Source organism: Steroidobacteraceae bacterium, assembly GCA_041395505.1.
Taxonomy (GTDB): domain Bacteria; phylum Pseudomonadota; class Gammaproteobacteria; order Steroidobacterales; family Steroidobacteraceae; genus JAWLAG01.
This window is the reverse complement of record JAWLAG010000001.1, coordinates 832,653-849,348: the sequence shown is the minus strand read 5'-3', so window position 1 is coordinate 849,348 and position 16,696 is coordinate 832,653. Positions and strand designations below refer to the sequence as shown.

Sequence of the window (16,696 nt, the reverse complement as noted above, 5' to 3'; positions counted from 1 at the left end):
CTCAGAGCTTCTCTGCAGCCCGCAGCACGGCACTGCGGGCGCGGGGGTTGCGGGCAATTTCCGCCGCGTCCGGAAAAAGTTTGCGGCCAACGGGACGCAGCACCGGCTGCGCCTGCGGCGGCAGTACCGGCAAGGCAGCGAGCTCGCGCGGCGCTCGTGAATGATCGCGGATGAAATTCTTGACGATGCGATTCTCCAGCGAATGAAAACTGATCACGACCAGCCGGCCACCGCTCTCGAGCACGGACAGGGCCGCGGCCAGCGCCTGTCGCAATTGCGCGAGTTCATCGTTGATGGCGATGCGCAGCGCCTGGAATGTTCGAGTCGCCGGGTGCTTGCCCGCCTCGCGCCGCGGTACGGCGCCGGCGACGATGCTGGCCAGCTCGCGTGTGGTTGCGATCGGGGCGCGCTCGCGCGCCGCGACGATCGCAGCGGCAATACGCTTCGCGAAGCGTTCCTCACCGAGTTCGGCGATCACTCGCGCGAGCTCGCGCGATTGGACCCGCGCCAGCCAGGCCGACAGCGGTTCGCCGCGAGTCGGGTCCATGCGCATGTCGAGCGGGCCGTCGTGGCTGAAACTGAAGCCGCGCACTGGCGTATCCAGCTGCGGCGAAGACAGGCCGAGATCGAACAGGATGCCGCTGGCAGAGCGGCCCGGGGCGCGCGCGGACAATACCTCGCGAAGCTCGGCGAACGGCGCATGAACGAGTTCGAGGCGGTCATCGCTCCTGCAAAGCGCCGCTCCGGCGTCGATGGCCTGCGGGTCGCGATCGAGCGCCAGCACCCGCCCTTCGGCCGATAGTGCAGCGAGCAGGCGCTGCGTATGTCCCCCGCGGCCAAATGTCGCATCTATGTACAACCCATCGGGGCGCGCGACGAGTGCTGCAACAGCGGCGTCGACCAGCACCGGCTCATGCAGTCCCACGATGGCGCCCCCTCGATCAAAGTGACAGTGTCTCGAGCTCCGCCGCCAGGTCCGTGGTCAATTCCTCGCTCTTCAACCAGGCATCGCGGCGCTCGTTCCAGCGCTGCTCATCCCAGAGTTCGAAGCGATTGCCCTGGCCAATCAACATGGCGTGCCGGTCGAGGGCGGCGAACTGACGCAATTCGGGTGGCAACAGGAGGCGGCCATGGCCATCGAGATCGATATCGGTCGCATGGCCGACCATGAGGCGCTGCAGCCGGCGCGCCTGCGGGTGCAGGCTCGGCAGACTCATCAGCTTTTTTTCGATCTCGTCCCAGTCGGGTTGCGGGTAGATCAGCAAGCACTGGTCACGATCGACGGTAACGACGACGCGACTCTCGGCGCGCTCGCGCAGGCTGTCGCGGTAGCGCGTTGGCATGACCATGCGCCCTTTGACATCCAGGGTTACCCGTGTTGCACCGCGGAACATGACCGGAACCGGGGCACAGGCCCCCTTTCTCCCCACAATTTCCCACTTTCAACCACTATAGAAATCGGGGGGCCAATATGTCAATGGTCCAAAGTGAGAAATTTGTCGCAATCACAAGGACTTACGAGACTGTCGGGAGACCGCGACGGCGACGAAAAAACACTAGTCTTTACGTTTCAGTGGGTTGCTGTGCTTAGCTCCAAAGGTCTTTAGAAGAAGAAACAGGAGTCGGCCGGTAAGCCGGGTTCTGTCGTGGGCAATCATTCCTCTGGGACCGACGTCGCCGCCAGCCTCTAGCAACCTACCCGGAAGCACGCGCAGACGGCGTTGCGATTTGACTCGCCGCTTCCCTATTTGGCCTTGCTCCCGGCGGGGTTTGCCATGCCATGCCTGTTACCAGGCACGCGGTGCGCTCTTACCGCACCCTTTCACCCTTACCTGCGCATCGTTGGATACGCCGGCGGTTTGCTTTCTGTTGCACTTTCCGTGGGCTCGCGCCCCCCAGGCATTACCTGGCGCCGTGTCCGCAGGAGCCCGGACTTTCCTCCACCGCGATTGAACATCGCGGCAGCGATTGCCTGGCCGACTCCATCTCACATTTTACTTGAAGCGGGGCTCGCGCGGTCAGTCACCGACGAGCTTTTCAGAAGACAGCTGCAATACCCGTGCATAGCAGTCATGACGCGCAAGGCCGCTGACCTTCGCGGCCACGGTCGCGATCCTGGCGGGTGGCAGTAGGCCTGCGAGCGCGCGGATGACGCGCTCGGCGACTTCGCCGCCGCCGCGCGACTCGTCGGTGGGACTGCCCGCAACCACCAGCGTGATCTCGCCACGCGCCAGGTTTTCATCGCTACGCTCCGCGGCGATGAGCTGCGCCACAGTTCCGCGATAGATGGTCTCGTAGGTCTTGGTCAATTCGCGCGCGATGGCCGCGGCGCGCTCCATTCCCAGGCAGTCACCCAGATCCTGGAGCGACGCGCGTATGCGGTGCGGCGTTTCGAAAAACACCAGGGTGCGCGACTCGTTGCGCAACCCTGCCAGGCGGGCCTGCCGCTCGCCAGCGCCCGCAGGCAGAAAACCTTCGAAGACAAACCGGTCGGTCGGCAGTCCCGACACCGCGAGTGCCATCGTGACAGCCGATGGCCCGGGCACGGCGCCGACCTCGAATCCTGCGGCCAGCGCGGCGCGCACCAGCGGGAAGCCCGGATCGCTGATGAGCGGCATGCCCGCATCGCTCACGACGGCCACGGTCGCACCGGCGCCCAGTCGCTCGAGTACGGCGCCCTGGCGTGCAAGCTCGTTGTGCTCATGGAGGGACAACAGAGGGCGCTCTATGCCAAGCGGCCCCAGCAGGCGACGCGCCTCGCGCGTATCCTCGGCCGCAATCAAATCGGCGGCCGCCAGCGCTTCGCGCGCGCGCGGCGAGAGATCGCCGAAATTGCCAATCGGCGTGCCAATCAGCAGCAGCCTACCTTTGCCTGGAACCATATAATGCCCTCACCGGTCCCCCAAGGGCCCGGCCCGGCGCGCCACGGATGCGCCACGAAACGCAGATGGAGTATGCCAGCTAATGACTGACTCGATGATCCGCGCAGCGCGCGCAGTGGCGATTGCGAGCCTGCTCGCGGTGGTTTCCTGTACCAGCCTCGGTCCCGGCGGACGGTCCCCGCCGTCGGTCGACCGCGCCGAGCGCGCGGCACGCGCCGGCGATTACGTCGCGGCCGCGCGCGAGTATGAGGAGCTCGCCACCGATGCGCTAACCGCCGACGCGGCCCGGTTCCGGCTGCGGGCGGCGCGTTATTTCGCCCAGGCCCGGCGCCCCGCGGATGTCGAACGCCTGCTGGCGATGCTGCCCGCGCAATTACCGCGCGCTGACCAGTTCGAGCGCGATTTGCTGCGCGTCGAACTCGATCTGTTGCGCAACCAGAACGCTGCGGCGTGGCGGCGCCTGCAATCGCTCCCGCCGGCCGAGAGCCACGGCGATCAGTTGGCGCTGCAACAACTGCGCAGTCGCGTCGCATTCGCGAACGACCGCATTCTGGAAGGCATCGAAGCGGCACGGCAGACCGAAACCCTGAGCGATCCGGGCGATCCGCAGGCGGGCGTGCGGCGCCGATTGCTCGGTGAGCTGCGGGCAGCGGCGGAGCGTGGTGTTGCGCTCGAGCGCATCGCAACCACGGACAAGGTCACCCAGGGCTGGCTCGAGCTCGGCGGCATTGCCGCGCGCGTTGCGCGCAGTCCATTGTCGGCGCGGGCGCAGGTCGCCGCCTGGCAGGGCAGGTTTCCCGGGCATCCCGCCAGCACTATCGTGCGCAGCGAAATCATCGGCGAGCCGCGCGATGCGACGCTACAGCCGCCGAACGGCCAGGTGGCGTTGTTGCTACCGCTTGGTGGCCGGACGGCGAGCGCCGCGGCGCAGATTCGCGCCGGATTCATGGTAGCAAGCGAACAGGCCGGCATGCGGGCACCCGGTACGGTCACGGTCTACGATACCAGCGGCTCGACGATAGCCGATGCCATCAGTCGCGCCTTCAACGACGGCGCCGGTTTCATTGTCGGACCGCTGCTGCGCGAGGAGGTCATCGCCGCAACGGATTTCGCCGGCATGCGCGGCTATATCCTGGCGCTCAACTACCTGCCCATGGACCAACCCGCGCCGCACGGCATGTTGCAATTTGCGCTGTCGCCAGAGAACGAAGCACGCTCCATCGCCGAGCGCGTCACGGCCGGCGCAGCGGGCAAGCGCGGCATTGCGCTCGTGCCAGATGGCGAATGGGGCGACCGCGTGCTCGAGGCCTTCAGCTCCGAGCTCACCCGTCGTGGCGGTGAGCTGGTGGATGTCGAGCGCTACGATGCGTCGCAGAGCGATTTCTCCGCGCCGATCACCCACGCGTTGCGCCTCGACGAGAGCCGCGCGCGACATCGGAGACTGCAGAACCTGCTCGGCATCAGCCTGGAGTTCCAGCCGCGGCGGCGGGGCGATATCGATTTCATCTTCGCGCCCGCGCCGACTGCAACACTCGGGCGGCAGCTGCGGCCCCAACTGCGCTTCCATTACGCGAGCGACATCCCGACCTATTCGACCTCCAGCGCGTTCGAGCCACACCCCACCGCCAACCAGGACATGGAGGGACTGATCTTCCCCGACATGCCCTGGGTGCTCGATGACGACGACGATATCGCGCGCATTCGCACGGCAGCGGCAACTTCGGCTGCGGCCCAGGGCCAGGCGCGCGGCAAGTTGTTCGCGTTCGGCTACGACGCCTACCAGATCTATGCAGCGATCGCGGCCGGCGCCGACCCGGGGAGCCTCCAGATCGACGGGCTGACCGGCCACATCAGTTTCGACGCCGATGGCCGCGCGCGGCGCGACCTGCAGTGGGCGGAAATCCGCCGCGGCGAGGCGCGGCGCCTCGATCGGAACTGATCGCCCTGGCGGCGACCGAGCGCCAGCTCGCCGGACAACGCGGCGAGCAACTCGCGGCGTTACATCTCGAGCAGGCGGGCTTGCACATACTGATGTGCAACTACCGTCGTCGCCGAACCGAAATCGACATCGTGGCCGAAGACGGCGAGGACCTCGTCATCGTCGAAGTGCGCCTGCGCTCGAGTCGGCGCTTCGGCGGTGGCGCTGGCAGCGTCGACGCGAGGAAGCGCCGCCACCTCGTCGTCGCCGCAATGCAGCTTCTGCAGCAGTACCCGCAGTTCCGCCGCCGGCGATTGCGTTTTGATGTGGTATCTCTCGAGCCCGGCGAGTGCGGCCATCAAATCGAATGGATCCGCCATGCATTCACGGCAGACGGCGTTTGAGCAAAATCCAGATCCGCCTTACTTGACCACCTTCAGCTGCGGGCGTCGCGATTCATCCGGTGAGGGCGCCGACGGTGGTGGCTGCGGCGCCAGATCATCGCCGGTGAATACCATGCCCTCGCCGCTCTCGCGGGCATAGATGCCGAGCACTGCGGCTATCGGCACGACGACGCGATGCGGCACGCCAGCGAAGCGCGCATTGAAACTGATGCCGTCATTGCGGATCTCGAGGCGATCAGCGGCACTCGTGCTGAGGTTGAGAATGATCTTGCCGTCCTTGACGTAGGCACGCGGCACCTCCACCCCTGCCTGTTCGGCATCGATGATCACGTGCGGCGTCAGCTTGCTGTCGCTGATCCAGTCATGCATCGCGCGCAACAGGTAGGGACGCTTCGGAACTTCCGTCGTACTGGCCATAGCGGGTCAGAGTATTCGCAGTTCGCGCTCCGCCTCCGATAGGCTGTGGCGGAATGCCGGACGCGCAAACAGTTGATTCGCGTAGCGCAGGATCGGCTGGCTTTCGGCAGGCAGGTCGATTTCGTAGGCTGCAAGGCGCCACAGGATCGGTGCGATGGTTGCATCGACGAGCGAGAATTCATCGCTCAGAAAATAGGGCTTGACCTTGAAAAGATCCGTGCTGGCAATGACCGTGTCGCGCAACATGCCGCGCAGTTTCTGGCCCTGGCGGCGATCGCTCTCGCGCTCGATCTGCTGCGCAAGCCCGTACCAGTCGCGCTCGATGCGATACAGCGCCAGCCGGAACTGCGCGCGCGACACCGGATCGACCGGCATCAGCGGCGGATGTGGATAGCGCTCATCGAGGTATTCGACGATTACGCGCGAATCGTAGAGAACGAGGTCACGATCGACCAGCGTTGGCACGCTGTGGTACGGATTGAGATCGAGGAGATCTTCCGGATAGCGTCCCGGATCGACGCTAATCACCTCGATGCCGAGGTTCTTTTCGGTCAACACCAATCGTGTGCGGTGACTCCAGGGGTCATTCGGCCCCGAGAACAACGTCATGATTGAGCGTCGGCCTGACACTCGATCAGTGCGCTAACGCACGTCCTTCCAGTATTCGTGTTTGAGCAGCCACGCGACGACCGTGAACAACAACAGGAACAGCACGGTCCACACACCGACATTGCCGCGCCCAAGGCGCGACGGTTCACCTGCGTAGTCGAGGAAATTGACCGTATCACGCACGAATTCGCGGTATTGCGCATTGTCGAGCGAGCCATTCGCGCCCGGCTCGAAATGGGCGAATTCGGCCACCATCATGGGCTTGCCGTCCTCGCCCGGCTTCTCGACGTTCTGAAAGACCGCCTGCTGCACGCCCTGCAGGGGCGACAACACGTGCGGCATCGCCGTTCCGGGCAAGGCGAGGTTGTTCACTCCCGTGCCGACCGATTTGGTATCGGCGTAGAAGGTCGTCAGGAACCTGAACAGGTAGTCGGTACCACGCGCGCGCGCAATCAACGACAGATCGGGCGGCGCCTTGCCGAACCAGTCGGCGGCCCGCTGCGCCGGCATCGGCGTGATGACGTAGTCGGTGCTCTTCGCCCCTGGCGGCAACAGGTACTGCTGGAGCTGCTCGCCCGGGATCTTCAGGTCGTCGGCCATGCGCTGGTAGCGCAGAAATTTGAGCGAATGGCAGCCATAGCAGTACGCCATGAAATTTCGCGCACCGCGTTGCAGTGACGGCAGATTTTCGATCTGGGTGTCTGCCGTCCAATGGCGCCAATCGGCGCCGAGCGCAGCTGCCTCGGCCGGCTGCTCCTCGGCTGACAGTGTTACTGAAACCGCGAGCAGAGCGAGCGCGGCGCCCAAGCTACGTGACAATGACCTAGCCATGATAGGTAACTCTCTCAGGAACCTTTTTGACCGCGTCGAGGCGCGTGTAGAACGGCATCAACACGAAGAACGCGAAATAGCCAACCGTGAATACGCGCGCCAGGAGCACGTACAGCCCCTCGGCCGGCTGCAGCCCCAGATACATCAGCACCAGAAAACTCAACACGAACAATCCGAGGAAGAACCGATACAGCCCCCCGCGATAGCGGATCGACTTGACCTTGGCGCGATCGAGCCAGGGCAGGAACAGGAACGCCACCACGGCGAGGAACATCAGCAACGCGCCCATGCGCTGATCGGGCACGGCCCGCAGGATCGCGTAGTACGGCGTGAAATACCAAACCGGCGCGATATGTTCGGGCGTTGACATCGGATCGGCCGGCTCGAAGTTGGGGTGTTCGAGGAACAGGCCGCCGAAGGTCGGCGCGAAGAACACGATGACGGCGAATATCGTCAGGAACAGCCCGACACCGACGATGTCCTTGACGGTGTAGTAAGGATGAAACGGGATGCCATCGACAGGCTTGCCATCCGCACCCTTGTGCTCCTTGATCTCGATGCCGTCGGGATTGTTCGAGCCCACCTGACGCAACGCCACCAGATGCAGCAACACGAGTAGCGCCAGCGCGAAGGGAATGGCCACGACGTGAAATGCGAAGAAGCGATTCAGCGTTGCATCGGCAATGCCGTAATCGCCACGTATCCATTCCACGAGGCCCGGTCCGATGCCCGGGATGGTACCGAACAGGTTGACGATGACCTGCGCACCCCAATAGCTCATGTTGCCCCAGGGCAGAACGTAGCCGAAGAACGCCTCGGCCATCAGCGCCAGATAAACCAGCATGCCGATCAGCCACAGCAGTTCACGCGGCGCCTTGTACGAGCCATACATGAGCGCGCGGAACATGTGCAGGTAGACAACGATGAAAAATGCCGAAGCGCCGGTCGAGTGCATGTAGCGTATGAGCCAGCCCCACTCTACCTCGCGCATGATGTACTCGACCGAGGCAAAAGCCTCGGTCGCGCTCGGCTTGTAGTGCATGGTGAGGAAGATCCCGGTAAGGATCTGCATCACGAATACAAGGAGCGCAAGCGAACCGAAGAAATACCAGATGTTGAAATTCTTCGGTGCGTAATAGCCGATGAGCTGTTCGTTGATGAAAGCGTCGACCGGCAGCCGTTTGTTCAGCCAGGCGCGAAATCCGGTCGCATTCGCACCCACCTCCCCGCCGAGATTCGCCATCACGCCACTCCTTCAGCCGGACCCTGATCGATGCCGATGATCAGCTTGCCACCCTGCTCGAACGCATAGGGCGGCACCGCCAGATTGCGCGAAGCGGGCGATCCCTTGAATACGCGGCCGGCCATATCGAAGCGTGACCCGTGGCAGGGGCAGAAGAAGCCGCCCGGCCAGTCAGCGCCAAGCGTGGTATCGGCCGGCGTGAATCGCTGCTTCGGCAGGCAACCGAGGTGGGTGCAGGTAGCGATGAGCACGAGGTATTCGGGATTCGACGAACGCGCTTCGTTGGCGGCGTACTTCGGCTGCTCCGAACTCGAGCTTTGCGGATCCTTGAGTTCCGGGTTGTTCTGATCGAGTCCCGCCAGCATCGCTTCGGTGCGCCGCACGATGTAGATCGGCTTCATGCGCCAGACCGCCTGCACCATCTGGCCCGGTTCGAGCCGCGAGACGTCGATTTCGACCGGCTGGCCTGCAGCGCGGGCACGTTCCGACGGCTTCCACGACTTGATGAAAGGCGTAGCGGCGAATACTACGCCGACAGCGCCAGTTGCAACGGTTGCTGCAGTCAGAAATCGGCGCCGGCTGACATCGACTTCCGCATCCGCACCGGATTCGGCATGGCTATGCATAACACCTCTGTGCTGATCGAGACCTACCCCGCGTCGACTCACGGCGCATGCGGCGAACAAGCGACGGTGCGCGATGTCGCAATCGCGGGAAACGGTGCATTATACACAGTCATCGTAGTCAACCCGGTCCCGGGAGACGTCGGCTTTGCGAAGGTTCCTGCCCCTGATCGGCGCGTCGGTAGTTGCCGGAATCGCTCTTGCCTTTCTGGCGGTTGCGTTATGGCCGCAGCTCCTGCGGCCTGCGGGATCGCCCGACCCGACGACGGTTCCACCCGCCGCAGCGACGGTACGCGACATGCCGGCGCCCTCGCCTGCGGTCTCCAGCTACGCCGATGCGGTTGCGGTCGCGGCACCGGCCGTGGTCAACATCTATACCGCCAGGGTCGTCACCGAGCGCGTCGACCCCACGACCCTCGATGAACTGCTCGGCGATTTCTGGCCGCGCTATCGGCAACGCATCGAGCGCAGCCTCGGTTCGGGAGTCATCGTCGATGAATCGGGATTGATAGTGACCAACCACCATGTCATCGCCGATGCCGCCGCCATCCGTGTGCAGTTGGCGGATGGTCGCATCGCCGATGCTGGCATCGTCGGCAGGGATCCGGACACCGACCTTGCGGTGCTCAGGGTGAAATTGCCGCGACTGCCCGTGATGCATCTCGGCCGGTCCGACCAGCTCCGTGTCGGCGACGTGGTGCTCGCCATCGGCAATCCACTGGGCCTTGCGCAGACGGTGACCCACGGCATCGTGAGCGCAACAGGCCGCGGCCAGCTCGGCGTGGCCACCTTCGAGAATTTCATCCAGACCGATGCGCCGATCAACTTCGGCAATTCCGGCGGCGCGCTCATCGATACCCGCGGTCAACTGATCGGCATCAACACCGCAGTCATCGCCAAGAATGCCGGCGTCGAAGGCATCGGTTTTGCGATCCCCGTCAACCTGGTGCGCGGCGTGGTCAACGAAATCACGCTCCATGGCCGGGTGATACGCGGCTGGATCGGCGTCGAGCTGCGCGACGTGCCGGCCGAGCTGGCCGCGCAGCTGCGCCTGCCTCGCGGCGGCGTCATCGTCTCGAACCTCTATGTCGGCAGCCCCGCGCACCGCGCCGGCATCACTCGCTGGGACCTGCTGCTCGGGATCGGCGGCACCGCGGTTGCCAATGCCCAGGATGCGCTGGTACGTATCGCGAACACCCGCCCCGGCGAGCAGCTGCTGCTCGCCCTGCAACGTGGTGAGCGCCGTCTGCAGGTCGCGGTCACGGTGGCCGAGCAGCCCGCGACGCCGTAGGCGGCGCAGGATCGGCCGCGATCGACGCGAGCGTCAGTTCGGTACGCGCCGTATCCGGGCGCCGAGCTGCTGCAATTTCTCTTCGATGGCCTCATAACCGCGATCGATATGGTAGATGCGCTCGATCGTGGTCTCGCCCTCGGCGACCAATGCGGCGAGAACCAGGCTCGCCGATGCGCGCAGGTCCGTGGCCATTACCGGCGCAGCCGTGAGGCGCGGTACACCCTGGATGATGGCGGTATTGCCCTCGAGCCGGATTTCCGCGCCCATGCGCCGCATCTCCAGCATGTGCATGAACCGATTCTCGAAGATGGTCTCGATGATGGTGCCGACGCCTTCCGCAACGGTATCAAGCGCCGCGAACTGCGCCTGCATGTCGGTCGGAAAGGCCGGATAGGGAGCGGTGCGCACGTCAACCGCCTTCGGCCGGCGGCCGTGCATGTCGAGTTCGATCCAGTTCTCGCCGGTCGTGATCTCGGCCCCGGCATCGCGCAGCTTGCCAAGCACGGCATCGAGGAATTCGGCGCGGGTATTGCGGGTGCGCACCTTGCCGCCCGTAATTGCCGCGGCAACGAGATAGGTACCGGTCTCGATGCGATCAGGCATGACATCGTAGCGGGTGCCACGCAATGTCTGCACGCCTTCGACGACGATCGTGTCGGTGCCGGCGCCGCGGATGCGCGCCCCCATTGCATTCAGAAAATTCGCGAGGTCGACCACTTCGGGTTCGCGCGCCGCGTTTTCGATAACGCTCGTGCCCTCGGCGAGAGCGGCAGCCATCAACAGGTTTTCGGTGCCGGTCACGGTGACCGTGTCGAGCACCAGGCGCGCGCCGCGCAGGCGATCGGCCCGGGCGCGGATGTAACCGCCTTCGATGGCGATCTCCGCGCCCATCGCCTGTAATCCCGAGACATGGATATTGACCGGGCGCGCGCCGATCGCGCAGCCACCCGGCAAGGAAACGTCGGCGCGACCGAAACGCGCGAGCAAGGGGCCAAGCACCAGGATCGACGCCCGCATGGTCTTGACCAATTCGTAGGGTGCGACGAACTGGCGGATGTCGCACGCATCGACCTCGATACGCATGCGCTCATCGACCGTCACTGCAACACCCATGCGCCCCAGCAACTCGATCGAGGTCGTGACATCCTGCAGATGCGGCACGTTGCCGATGCTTACGGGACCATCCGCTAGCAGGGTCGCGGCGAGAATCGGCAGCGCCGCGTTCTTGGCGCCGGAAATGCGCACCTCGCCGGCAAGAGCCGTCCCCCCAATGATCTGCAGCTTGTCCATCGCGGATCGCGATCAGCCGCGCAACATCTGTTCGCGCCGCTCGGCCCATTCGGCTGGCGTGAACGCATCGATGCTGAGCGCATGTATCTCGCGACCGACCAGTTCGCCGAGCGCCGCGTAGACGAGTTGATGGCGCGCGAGCGGGCGCTTGCCCTTGAACTCTCCGGCAACGACCAGTGCGGCGAAATGGGTCTGGTCCTCGGAACGTACCTCGACCTCGGCGCCCGGCATGGCCTGGCGGATCAGATTGGCAACGGCATCGGGATGCATTTTGGTCCTGTCGCGGCGCCTGGCGCAGCGCGGCCAGACTGCGCCATCATAAATAAGTACTGCCAGCAGCGAAACAGCGCCCGGTGATCGGGTCAGGCGGTATCATGAGAGACGCCACAATGACTGCGCCCGGCCACCTCACATCCGATCCCGACCAGCTCGTCGCCTGGGGCCAGCGCGCCCTCGAGACCGAGTTGGCGGGCTTGCAGGCATTGCGCACGCGCATCGATGCATCCTTCGCCGCCGCCTGCCAACTGATACTCGCCTGCCGCGGCCGTGTCGTCGTGAGCGGCATGGGCAAATCCGGACATATCGGTGGCAAGATAGCCGCGACGCTCGCGAGCACGGGTACGGCGGCGTTCTTCCTGCACGCCGCAGAAGCGAGCCATGGCGATCTCGGCATGATCACGCGCGATGATCTGCTGCTCGCACTTTCCAACTCCGGTGAGACGGCGGAGCTGTTGATGATCGTGCCGCATTTGCGCCGACTGAACGTCCCGGTCGTTGCCCTCACCGGCAATCCCGCTTCGGCGCTCGCCCAGGCCGCCAATGTGGTGCTCGATGTCAGCGTGGACAAGGAGGCCTGCCCCCTCAACCTCGCGCCGACGGCGAGCACGACCGCAACGCTCGCCATGGGCGATGCGCTCGCGGTCGCCTTGCTCGAGGCCCGCGGATTCACCAGCGATGATTTCGCACGCTCGCACCCGGCGGGAGCATTGGGCAGGCGCCTGCTCCTGCACGTTGCCGATGTCATGCGCCGCGATGCCGCCGTGCCCAGGGTACTCCCGGAGGTCAGCCTCGCCGCCGGCCTGCTCGAGATGTCCGGCAAGGGACTCGGCATGACCACGGTGACCGATGCAGAGGGCAGGCTGCTCGGAGTCTTCACCGACGGTGACCTGCGCCGCGCGATCGACAAGTCGCTGCCGCTTGACGGCGCACGGATGAACGATCTGATGACGCGCGACTGCCAGGTCATTGCGCCACGCGAACTCGCTGCCGCCGCGGTACATCTGATGGAAACTCACAAGATCACCGCACTGCCTGTCGTCGACGATGATCGACGCGTGGTAGGCGCCCTGAATGTTCACGACCTGCTGCGCGCCGGTGTGATGTGACAGCGCGGCGACGAAGCCGGTCGAGGTCTGCGATCCGGTTGCTGGTGCTCGACGTCGATGGCGTACTCACCGACGGCCGCTTGCATTACGGCAGCCGCGGCGAAGTGCTCAAGGTCTTCCACGTGCGCGACGGGCACGGCATCAAGACGCTGCTCGCAGCGGGTGTGGAGGTAGCGGTTATTTCCGGGCGGCGCTCGCCGGCGGTAGCGCGCCGGTGTCGCGAGCTGGGGCTGCGACACGTCTTCCAGGGAATCGGCGACAAGCTTGGCTGTCTCGAGTCCTTGCTGCGCCGGCTCGGACTGCCGGCGGCAGCCTGCGCGGCGATCGGAGACGACAGCCCCGACGTAGCGCTGCTGCGCCATGTCGGCCTGCCGATCGCGGTGGCCGATGCGCACGCTGATGCGCGACGCGCGGCGCGGCGCGTGACGCGATTGGCGGGTGGCGACGGCGCCGTGCGCGAAGTGTGCGACTGGCTGTTGGCTGGAAGATGATGCGTTACCTCGCACCGGCATGTGCCATCGTCCTGGCCGGCTCCATCGCCGCCTGCGATCCGATGTCGCGCGACAGCAGCGCCAACATCACCGACAAGGGCAACGGAGACTCGGGATATTTCGCTCGCGACGCGGAAATTCTCGAAACCGGCAGCGATGGCAAGACGCTTTACGTGCTGCATGCCGCGACGATCACGCAGTCAGCGCCGCAAAGCGCCGTGAACCTCGATACCGTAACAATGCGCTACCAGACAGGTGCGGGCGATGACTACGACCTTCGCGCGCAGTCTGCTACCGTCGACGCCGGTGGCAAGCGCTTTACGCTCACCGGTGCGGTTCAGGTCGACGGATCGGGGCCAGACAAACCGCGGCCGCTGCGCCTGCGCACGGACAGCCTGCAGTTCGATGTCGAGGCCGAAAGGATTACCAGCGCGGCCACCGTGGAAATCCTGTTCGCCGAGCAACGCCTTACCGGTGTCGGCCTCGACGCCGATTTGAAGGCCCGCAAGGTGCAGCTAGAATCGCAGATCCATGGCCAGTTCCAACCTTAGCTCCATCCTGCTGCTGATCGCCGCGGGTAGCGTGGCGGCTGCACAGTCGCCAGCGCAGCTCGATGGCAATGCGCCCTTTGACATTTCGGCACGCTCGACATCGCTCGACTACGGCGCCAACGTACTCATATTCCACGATGTGGTGATCAGCCAGAACGACGTGCACATCGAGGCGAGTGAAGCGCGCGCATCGGGCGACATGTATGAGAATTCCGAATGGCAATTGAGCGGCGGCGTGCACATCCGCGCGGAAGGCGGCCGCCTCGAATCGCGCGATGCGAAAGTACGCATCGTCGGTCGGCGCGTTGCCTCGGCCAGCATCAGCGGCACGCCGGCTCAATTCGAGCAGCAACTGCGCGATCGCAGCCAACTCGCGCGCGGGCGCGCCAACCGCATCGAATACGATCTCGCAAACGGCGCGATCCGGCTCGCGGGCGATGCATGGCTCACCGACGGGCGCAACGAAATCTCGGGCCGTGAACTCATCTATGACCTGCGCGCCCAGAGGGTGAACGCCAATGCCCAGGATGCCGACGACAGGGTGCGCATCACCATCCGGCCGGAAAGCAAACCGTGAGCCTGCTGCGCGCGCGCCATCTCGCCAAATCCTACAAATCGCGACGTGTCTTGAGCGACCTGAGCCTCGAGGTAGGCTCGGGCGAGACCGTCGGGCTGCTCGGACCGAATGGCGCAGGCAAGACGACTGCGTTCTACATGATCGTCGGTCTCGTGCCCTGCGACGCTGGACAGATCCACCTCGACGACACCGAGATCACGCATCTGCCGATCCATCGCCGCGCCCGGCTCGGCATTGGTTATCTCCCGCAGGAAGCGTCGGTTTTCCGCAAGCTGAGCGTCGCCGACAATATTCTCGCCATACTCGAGACGCGCGCCGACCTCGACGGTGCGGCCCGCAGCAGCCGTCTCGAGCAGATCCTCGATGAACTGCGGATTGGCCATGTGCGCGACAGTCTCGGCCTGTCCCTGTCGGGCGGCGAGCGGCGCCGGGTTGAAATCGCGCGCGCGCTGGCGGCCGAACCGCGCTTCATATTGCTCGATGAACCGTTTGCCGGCGTCGACCCGCTGTCGGTACTCGACATTCAGAAAATAATCGGCGAACTGACCGCCAAGGGCATTGGCGTGCTCATAACCGACCACAATGTGCGTGAAACCCTGGGCGTTTGCCAGCGTGCCTACATCGTAAGCCAGGGAACTGTGATCGCTTGCGGAACTTCCGAGGAAATTCTTGCCAACCCCCAAGTCCGTGAGGTGTACTTGGGAGAGAAGTTTCGCCTCTGAACACGATGCTAAAACCCTCCCTGCAGCTGAAGCTCGGTCAGACCTTGACCATGACGCCACAGCTGCAGCAGGCGATCCGCCTCCTGCAAATGCCCGCGCTCGAACTCGCCGCACATGTGCGCGAGTTGCTGGAAAGCAACGTCATGCTCGAGGCGCTGGAGGACAGCGAAACGACCGGAAGTTTCATCGGCGTATCGCCTCTGACCGAGCGACCTGCCCAGGAGCGGCAGGACCAGGCGCCCAAGGTCGAGGTCGTCGAGGACAGCTGGAGCACGAGCGCCGCCGGATCGGCCGATTCGGCCTGGAATGCCGAGGATGACGAGCGGCAACAGGATTTCGCCGAGCAGGCAGCCACCTCGCTGTCCGAGCATTTGCTTGGCCAGCTGGAACTTGCGCGCCTCGATGCGCGCACGCTCGCCATTGCCACCGCTATCGTCGATGCCATCAACGATGATGGCTACCTGATCGACGATCTTGCGGAGATCGCAGCGACGCTGCGTCCCGAAATCGAGGCAAGTGAACAGGAACTCGCCGATACCCTCGCGGTCGTGCAGTCACTCGATCCACCGGGCGTCGGCGCCCGCTCCGTCGGCGAATGCATCGCCCTGCAGCTCGCGCAGCTCGATCCACAGACGCCGGCGCTCGAGATCGCCCTGCGCATCGCAGCGTCGCACCTCGACCTCGTTGCCGAGCGCAATACGGCTGCCCTCGCCCGCCTGCTCGTGGTGGATGAGCAGCAGATCGCGGATGCGCTCGCGCTGGTGCGCTCCTGCCATCCGCGCCCCGGTGCGGTGGTCAGCGGCGCGTCGGCCGAGTACGTCATCCCCGATGTAATCGTGCGGCGCACGGAGAATGGCTGGTCGGTGGAGGCAAACCCGGCAACCTTGCCGCGAGTGCGCCTGAACCAGGGCTACGTCAATCTGCTGGGTCGCAATTCCGGCCATGCGGTCATGCGCTCGCAGCTGCAGGAAGCGCGCTGGCTGCTGAAGAGCCTGGAGATGCGCCAGGACACGCTGCTGAAGGTGGCGCGCACCATCGTCGAGCGCCAGAGCGAGTTCCTCGAACACGGCGAGGAGCATATGCGGCCGATGATCCTCAAAGACATCGCCGAAGCGATCGAAATGCACGAATCGACCATTTCGCGCGTCACCACGTCGAAGTACATGCACACGCCCCGCGGCGTTTTTGAACTCAAGTACTTCTTTTCGAGTCAACTGGAAGGCGGGGACGGTTCGGCAACATCATCGATTGCGATCCGCGCCAAGATTCGCAACCTCATCCGCGAGGAGGACGCGCGCAATCCGCTGAGCGACAGCCGCATTGCCGCCATGCTCGCAGAGGAGGGCATTGCGGTTGCGCGCCGCACCGTCGCGAAGTACCGCGAGGCGCTTGGTATCGCTCCGTCCAATGAGCGCCGGCGCAGCGCGCCGAATTGAACGGTTCCAATTCATCATGCCAC

Annotated in this window: 19 protein-coding genes and 1 other RNA gene; 9 read left to right on the top strand and 11 right to left on the bottom strand. The window is 64.7% G+C overall.

Annotation, left to right across the window (positions count from 1 at the left end):
* Position 1: 1 nt before the first annotated feature.
* From rsmH to rsmI, 4 genes are all read right to left on the bottom strand, one after another.
* On the bottom strand, positions 2 to 928 hold the full coding sequence (rsmH, locus tag R3E77_03905) for a 16S rRNA (cytosine(1402)-N(4))-methyltransferase RsmH (GenBank protein ID MEZ5498560.1): 927 nt from the start codon (positions 926 to 928) through the stop codon (positions 2 to 4).
* Between the two features lie 13 nt (positions 929 to 941).
* A complete protein-coding gene (mraZ, locus tag R3E77_03900; GenBank protein ID MEZ5498559.1) occupies positions 942 to 1,394 on the bottom strand; it encodes a division/cell wall cluster transcriptional repressor MraZ in 453 nt (150 codons plus the stop codon).
* 220 nt (positions 1,395 to 1,614) lie between these two features.
* Positions 1,615 to 1,984, bottom strand: an RNA gene (gene rnpB / locus R3E77_03895) — RNase P RNA component class A.
* Positions 1,985 to 2,018: 34 nt separating this feature from the next.
* Positions 2,019 to 2,882 carry a 16S rRNA (cytidine(1402)-2'-O)-methyltransferase gene (gene rsmI, locus R3E77_03890; protein ID MEZ5498558.1) on the bottom strand — a complete coding sequence of 288 codons (864 nt, stop codon included), beginning with the start codon at positions 2,880 to 2,882 and terminating at the stop codon, positions 2,019 to 2,021.
* Positions 2,883 to 2,964: 82 nt separating this feature from the next.
* Here rsmI and R3E77_03885 point away from each other — a divergent pair, with 82 nt between their 5' ends.
* Positions 2,965 to 4,821, top strand: coding sequence for a penicillin-binding protein activator (locus tag R3E77_03885; GenBank protein MEZ5498557.1), 1,857 nt, complete (start codon positions 2,965 to 2,967; stop codon positions 4,819 to 4,821).
* Positions 4,773 to 5,204 carry a YraN family protein gene (locus R3E77_03880; GenBank protein ID MEZ5498556.1) on the top strand — a complete coding sequence of 144 codons (432 nt, stop codon included), beginning with the start codon at positions 4,773 to 4,775 and terminating at the stop codon, positions 5,202 to 5,204. Before R3E77_03885 ends, R3E77_03880 begins: the two co-directional genes overlap by 49 nt.
* A gap of 18 nt (positions 5,205 to 5,222) precedes the next feature.
* Here R3E77_03880 and R3E77_03875 read toward each other — a convergent pair whose 3' ends face one another.
* Genes R3E77_03875 through petA form a run of 5 tightly spaced genes read right to left on the bottom strand, consistent with a single transcriptional unit; the run spans position 5,223 to position 8,930 of the window.
* Complete coding sequence (locus tag R3E77_03875; protein ID MEZ5498555.1) at positions 5,223 to 5,621, bottom strand: ClpXP protease specificity-enhancing factor; 399 nt, start codon at positions 5,619 to 5,621, stop codon at positions 5,223 to 5,225.
* A 6-nt stretch (positions 5,622 to 5,627) separates the two neighbouring features.
* Complete coding sequence (locus R3E77_03870) at positions 5,628 to 6,230, bottom strand: glutathione S-transferase N-terminal domain-containing protein (GenBank protein MEZ5498554.1); 603 nt, start codon at positions 6,228 to 6,230, stop codon at positions 5,628 to 5,630.
* Positions 6,231 to 6,263: 33 nt separating this feature from the next.
* Positions 6,264 to 7,049 (bottom strand): cytochrome c1, encoded by a 786-nt coding sequence (locus R3E77_03865; GenBank protein MEZ5498553.1) that lies wholly within the window; start codon positions 7,047 to 7,049, stop codon positions 6,264 to 6,266.
* 4 nt (positions 7,050 to 7,053) lie between these two features.
* Entirely contained in the window at positions 7,054 to 8,304 is a 1,251-nt protein-coding gene (locus tag R3E77_03860; GenBank protein MEZ5498552.1) for a cytochrome b N-terminal domain-containing protein, read from the bottom strand.
* A complete protein-coding gene (gene petA / locus R3E77_03855) occupies positions 8,304 to 8,930 on the bottom strand; it encodes a ubiquinol-cytochrome c reductase iron-sulfur subunit (GenBank protein ID MEZ5498551.1) in 627 nt (208 codons plus the stop codon). The genes R3E77_03860 and petA overlap by 1 nt, the downstream gene beginning before the upstream one ends.
* A 145-nt stretch (positions 8,931 to 9,075) precedes the next feature.
* Between petA and R3E77_03850 the strand changes: the two genes are divergently transcribed.
* The gene (locus R3E77_03850) at positions 9,076 to 10,218 is read left to right on the top strand and encodes a trypsin-like peptidase domain-containing protein (protein ID MEZ5498550.1); all 1,143 of its coding nucleotides are present in this window, start codon (positions 9,076 to 9,078) and stop codon (positions 10,216 to 10,218) included.
* Positions 10,219 to 10,251: 33 nt separating this feature from the next.
* Here the strand turns inward: R3E77_03850 and murA are convergent, their stop codons facing one another.
* A complete protein-coding gene (gene murA / locus R3E77_03845) occupies positions 10,252 to 11,511 on the bottom strand; it encodes a UDP-N-acetylglucosamine 1-carboxyvinyltransferase (protein ID MEZ5498549.1) in 1,260 nt (419 codons plus the stop codon).
* A gap of 12 nt (positions 11,512 to 11,523) precedes the next feature.
* Positions 11,524 to 11,781 carry a BolA/IbaG family iron-sulfur metabolism protein gene (locus tag R3E77_03840; protein MEZ5498548.1) on the bottom strand — a complete coding sequence of 86 codons (258 nt, stop codon included), beginning with the start codon at positions 11,779 to 11,781 and terminating at the stop codon, positions 11,524 to 11,526.
* Positions 11,782 to 11,885: 104 nt separating this feature from the next.
* Here R3E77_03840 and R3E77_03835 point away from each other — a divergent pair, with 104 nt between their 5' ends.
* From R3E77_03835 to R3E77_03810, 6 genes are read left to right on the top strand one after another with little or no spacing between them, the layout of a single operon-like run.
* Positions 11,886 to 12,896, top strand: coding sequence for a KpsF/GutQ family sugar-phosphate isomerase (locus R3E77_03835; GenBank protein MEZ5498547.1), 1,011 nt, complete (start codon positions 11,886 to 11,888; stop codon positions 12,894 to 12,896).
* A 44-nt stretch (positions 12,897 to 12,940) separates the two neighbouring features.
* Entirely contained in the window at positions 12,941 to 13,387 is a 447-nt protein-coding gene (locus R3E77_03830) for an HAD hydrolase family protein (GenBank protein ID MEZ5498546.1), read from the top strand.
* Complete coding sequence (gene lptC, locus R3E77_03825) at positions 13,384 to 13,938, top strand: LPS export ABC transporter periplasmic protein LptC (GenBank protein ID MEZ5498545.1); 555 nt, start codon at positions 13,384 to 13,386, stop codon at positions 13,936 to 13,938. The genes R3E77_03830 and lptC overlap by 4 nt, the downstream gene beginning before the upstream one ends.
* A complete protein-coding gene (locus R3E77_03820) occupies positions 13,919 to 14,515 on the top strand; it encodes an LptA/OstA family protein (GenBank protein MEZ5498544.1) in 597 nt (198 codons plus the stop codon). The genes lptC and R3E77_03820 overlap by 20 nt, the downstream gene beginning before the upstream one ends.
* Complete coding sequence (lptB, locus tag R3E77_03815; GenBank protein ID MEZ5498543.1) at positions 14,512 to 15,237, top strand: LPS export ABC transporter ATP-binding protein; 726 nt, start codon at positions 14,512 to 14,514, stop codon at positions 15,235 to 15,237. Before R3E77_03820 ends, lptB begins: the two co-directional genes overlap by 4 nt.
* 5 nt (positions 15,238 to 15,242) lie before the next feature.
* Positions 15,243 to 16,673 carry an RNA polymerase factor sigma-54 gene (locus R3E77_03810; protein MEZ5498542.1) on the top strand — a complete coding sequence of 477 codons (1,431 nt, stop codon included), beginning with the start codon at positions 15,243 to 15,245 and terminating at the stop codon, positions 16,671 to 16,673.
* Positions 16,674 to 16,696 lie beyond the last annotated feature (23 nt).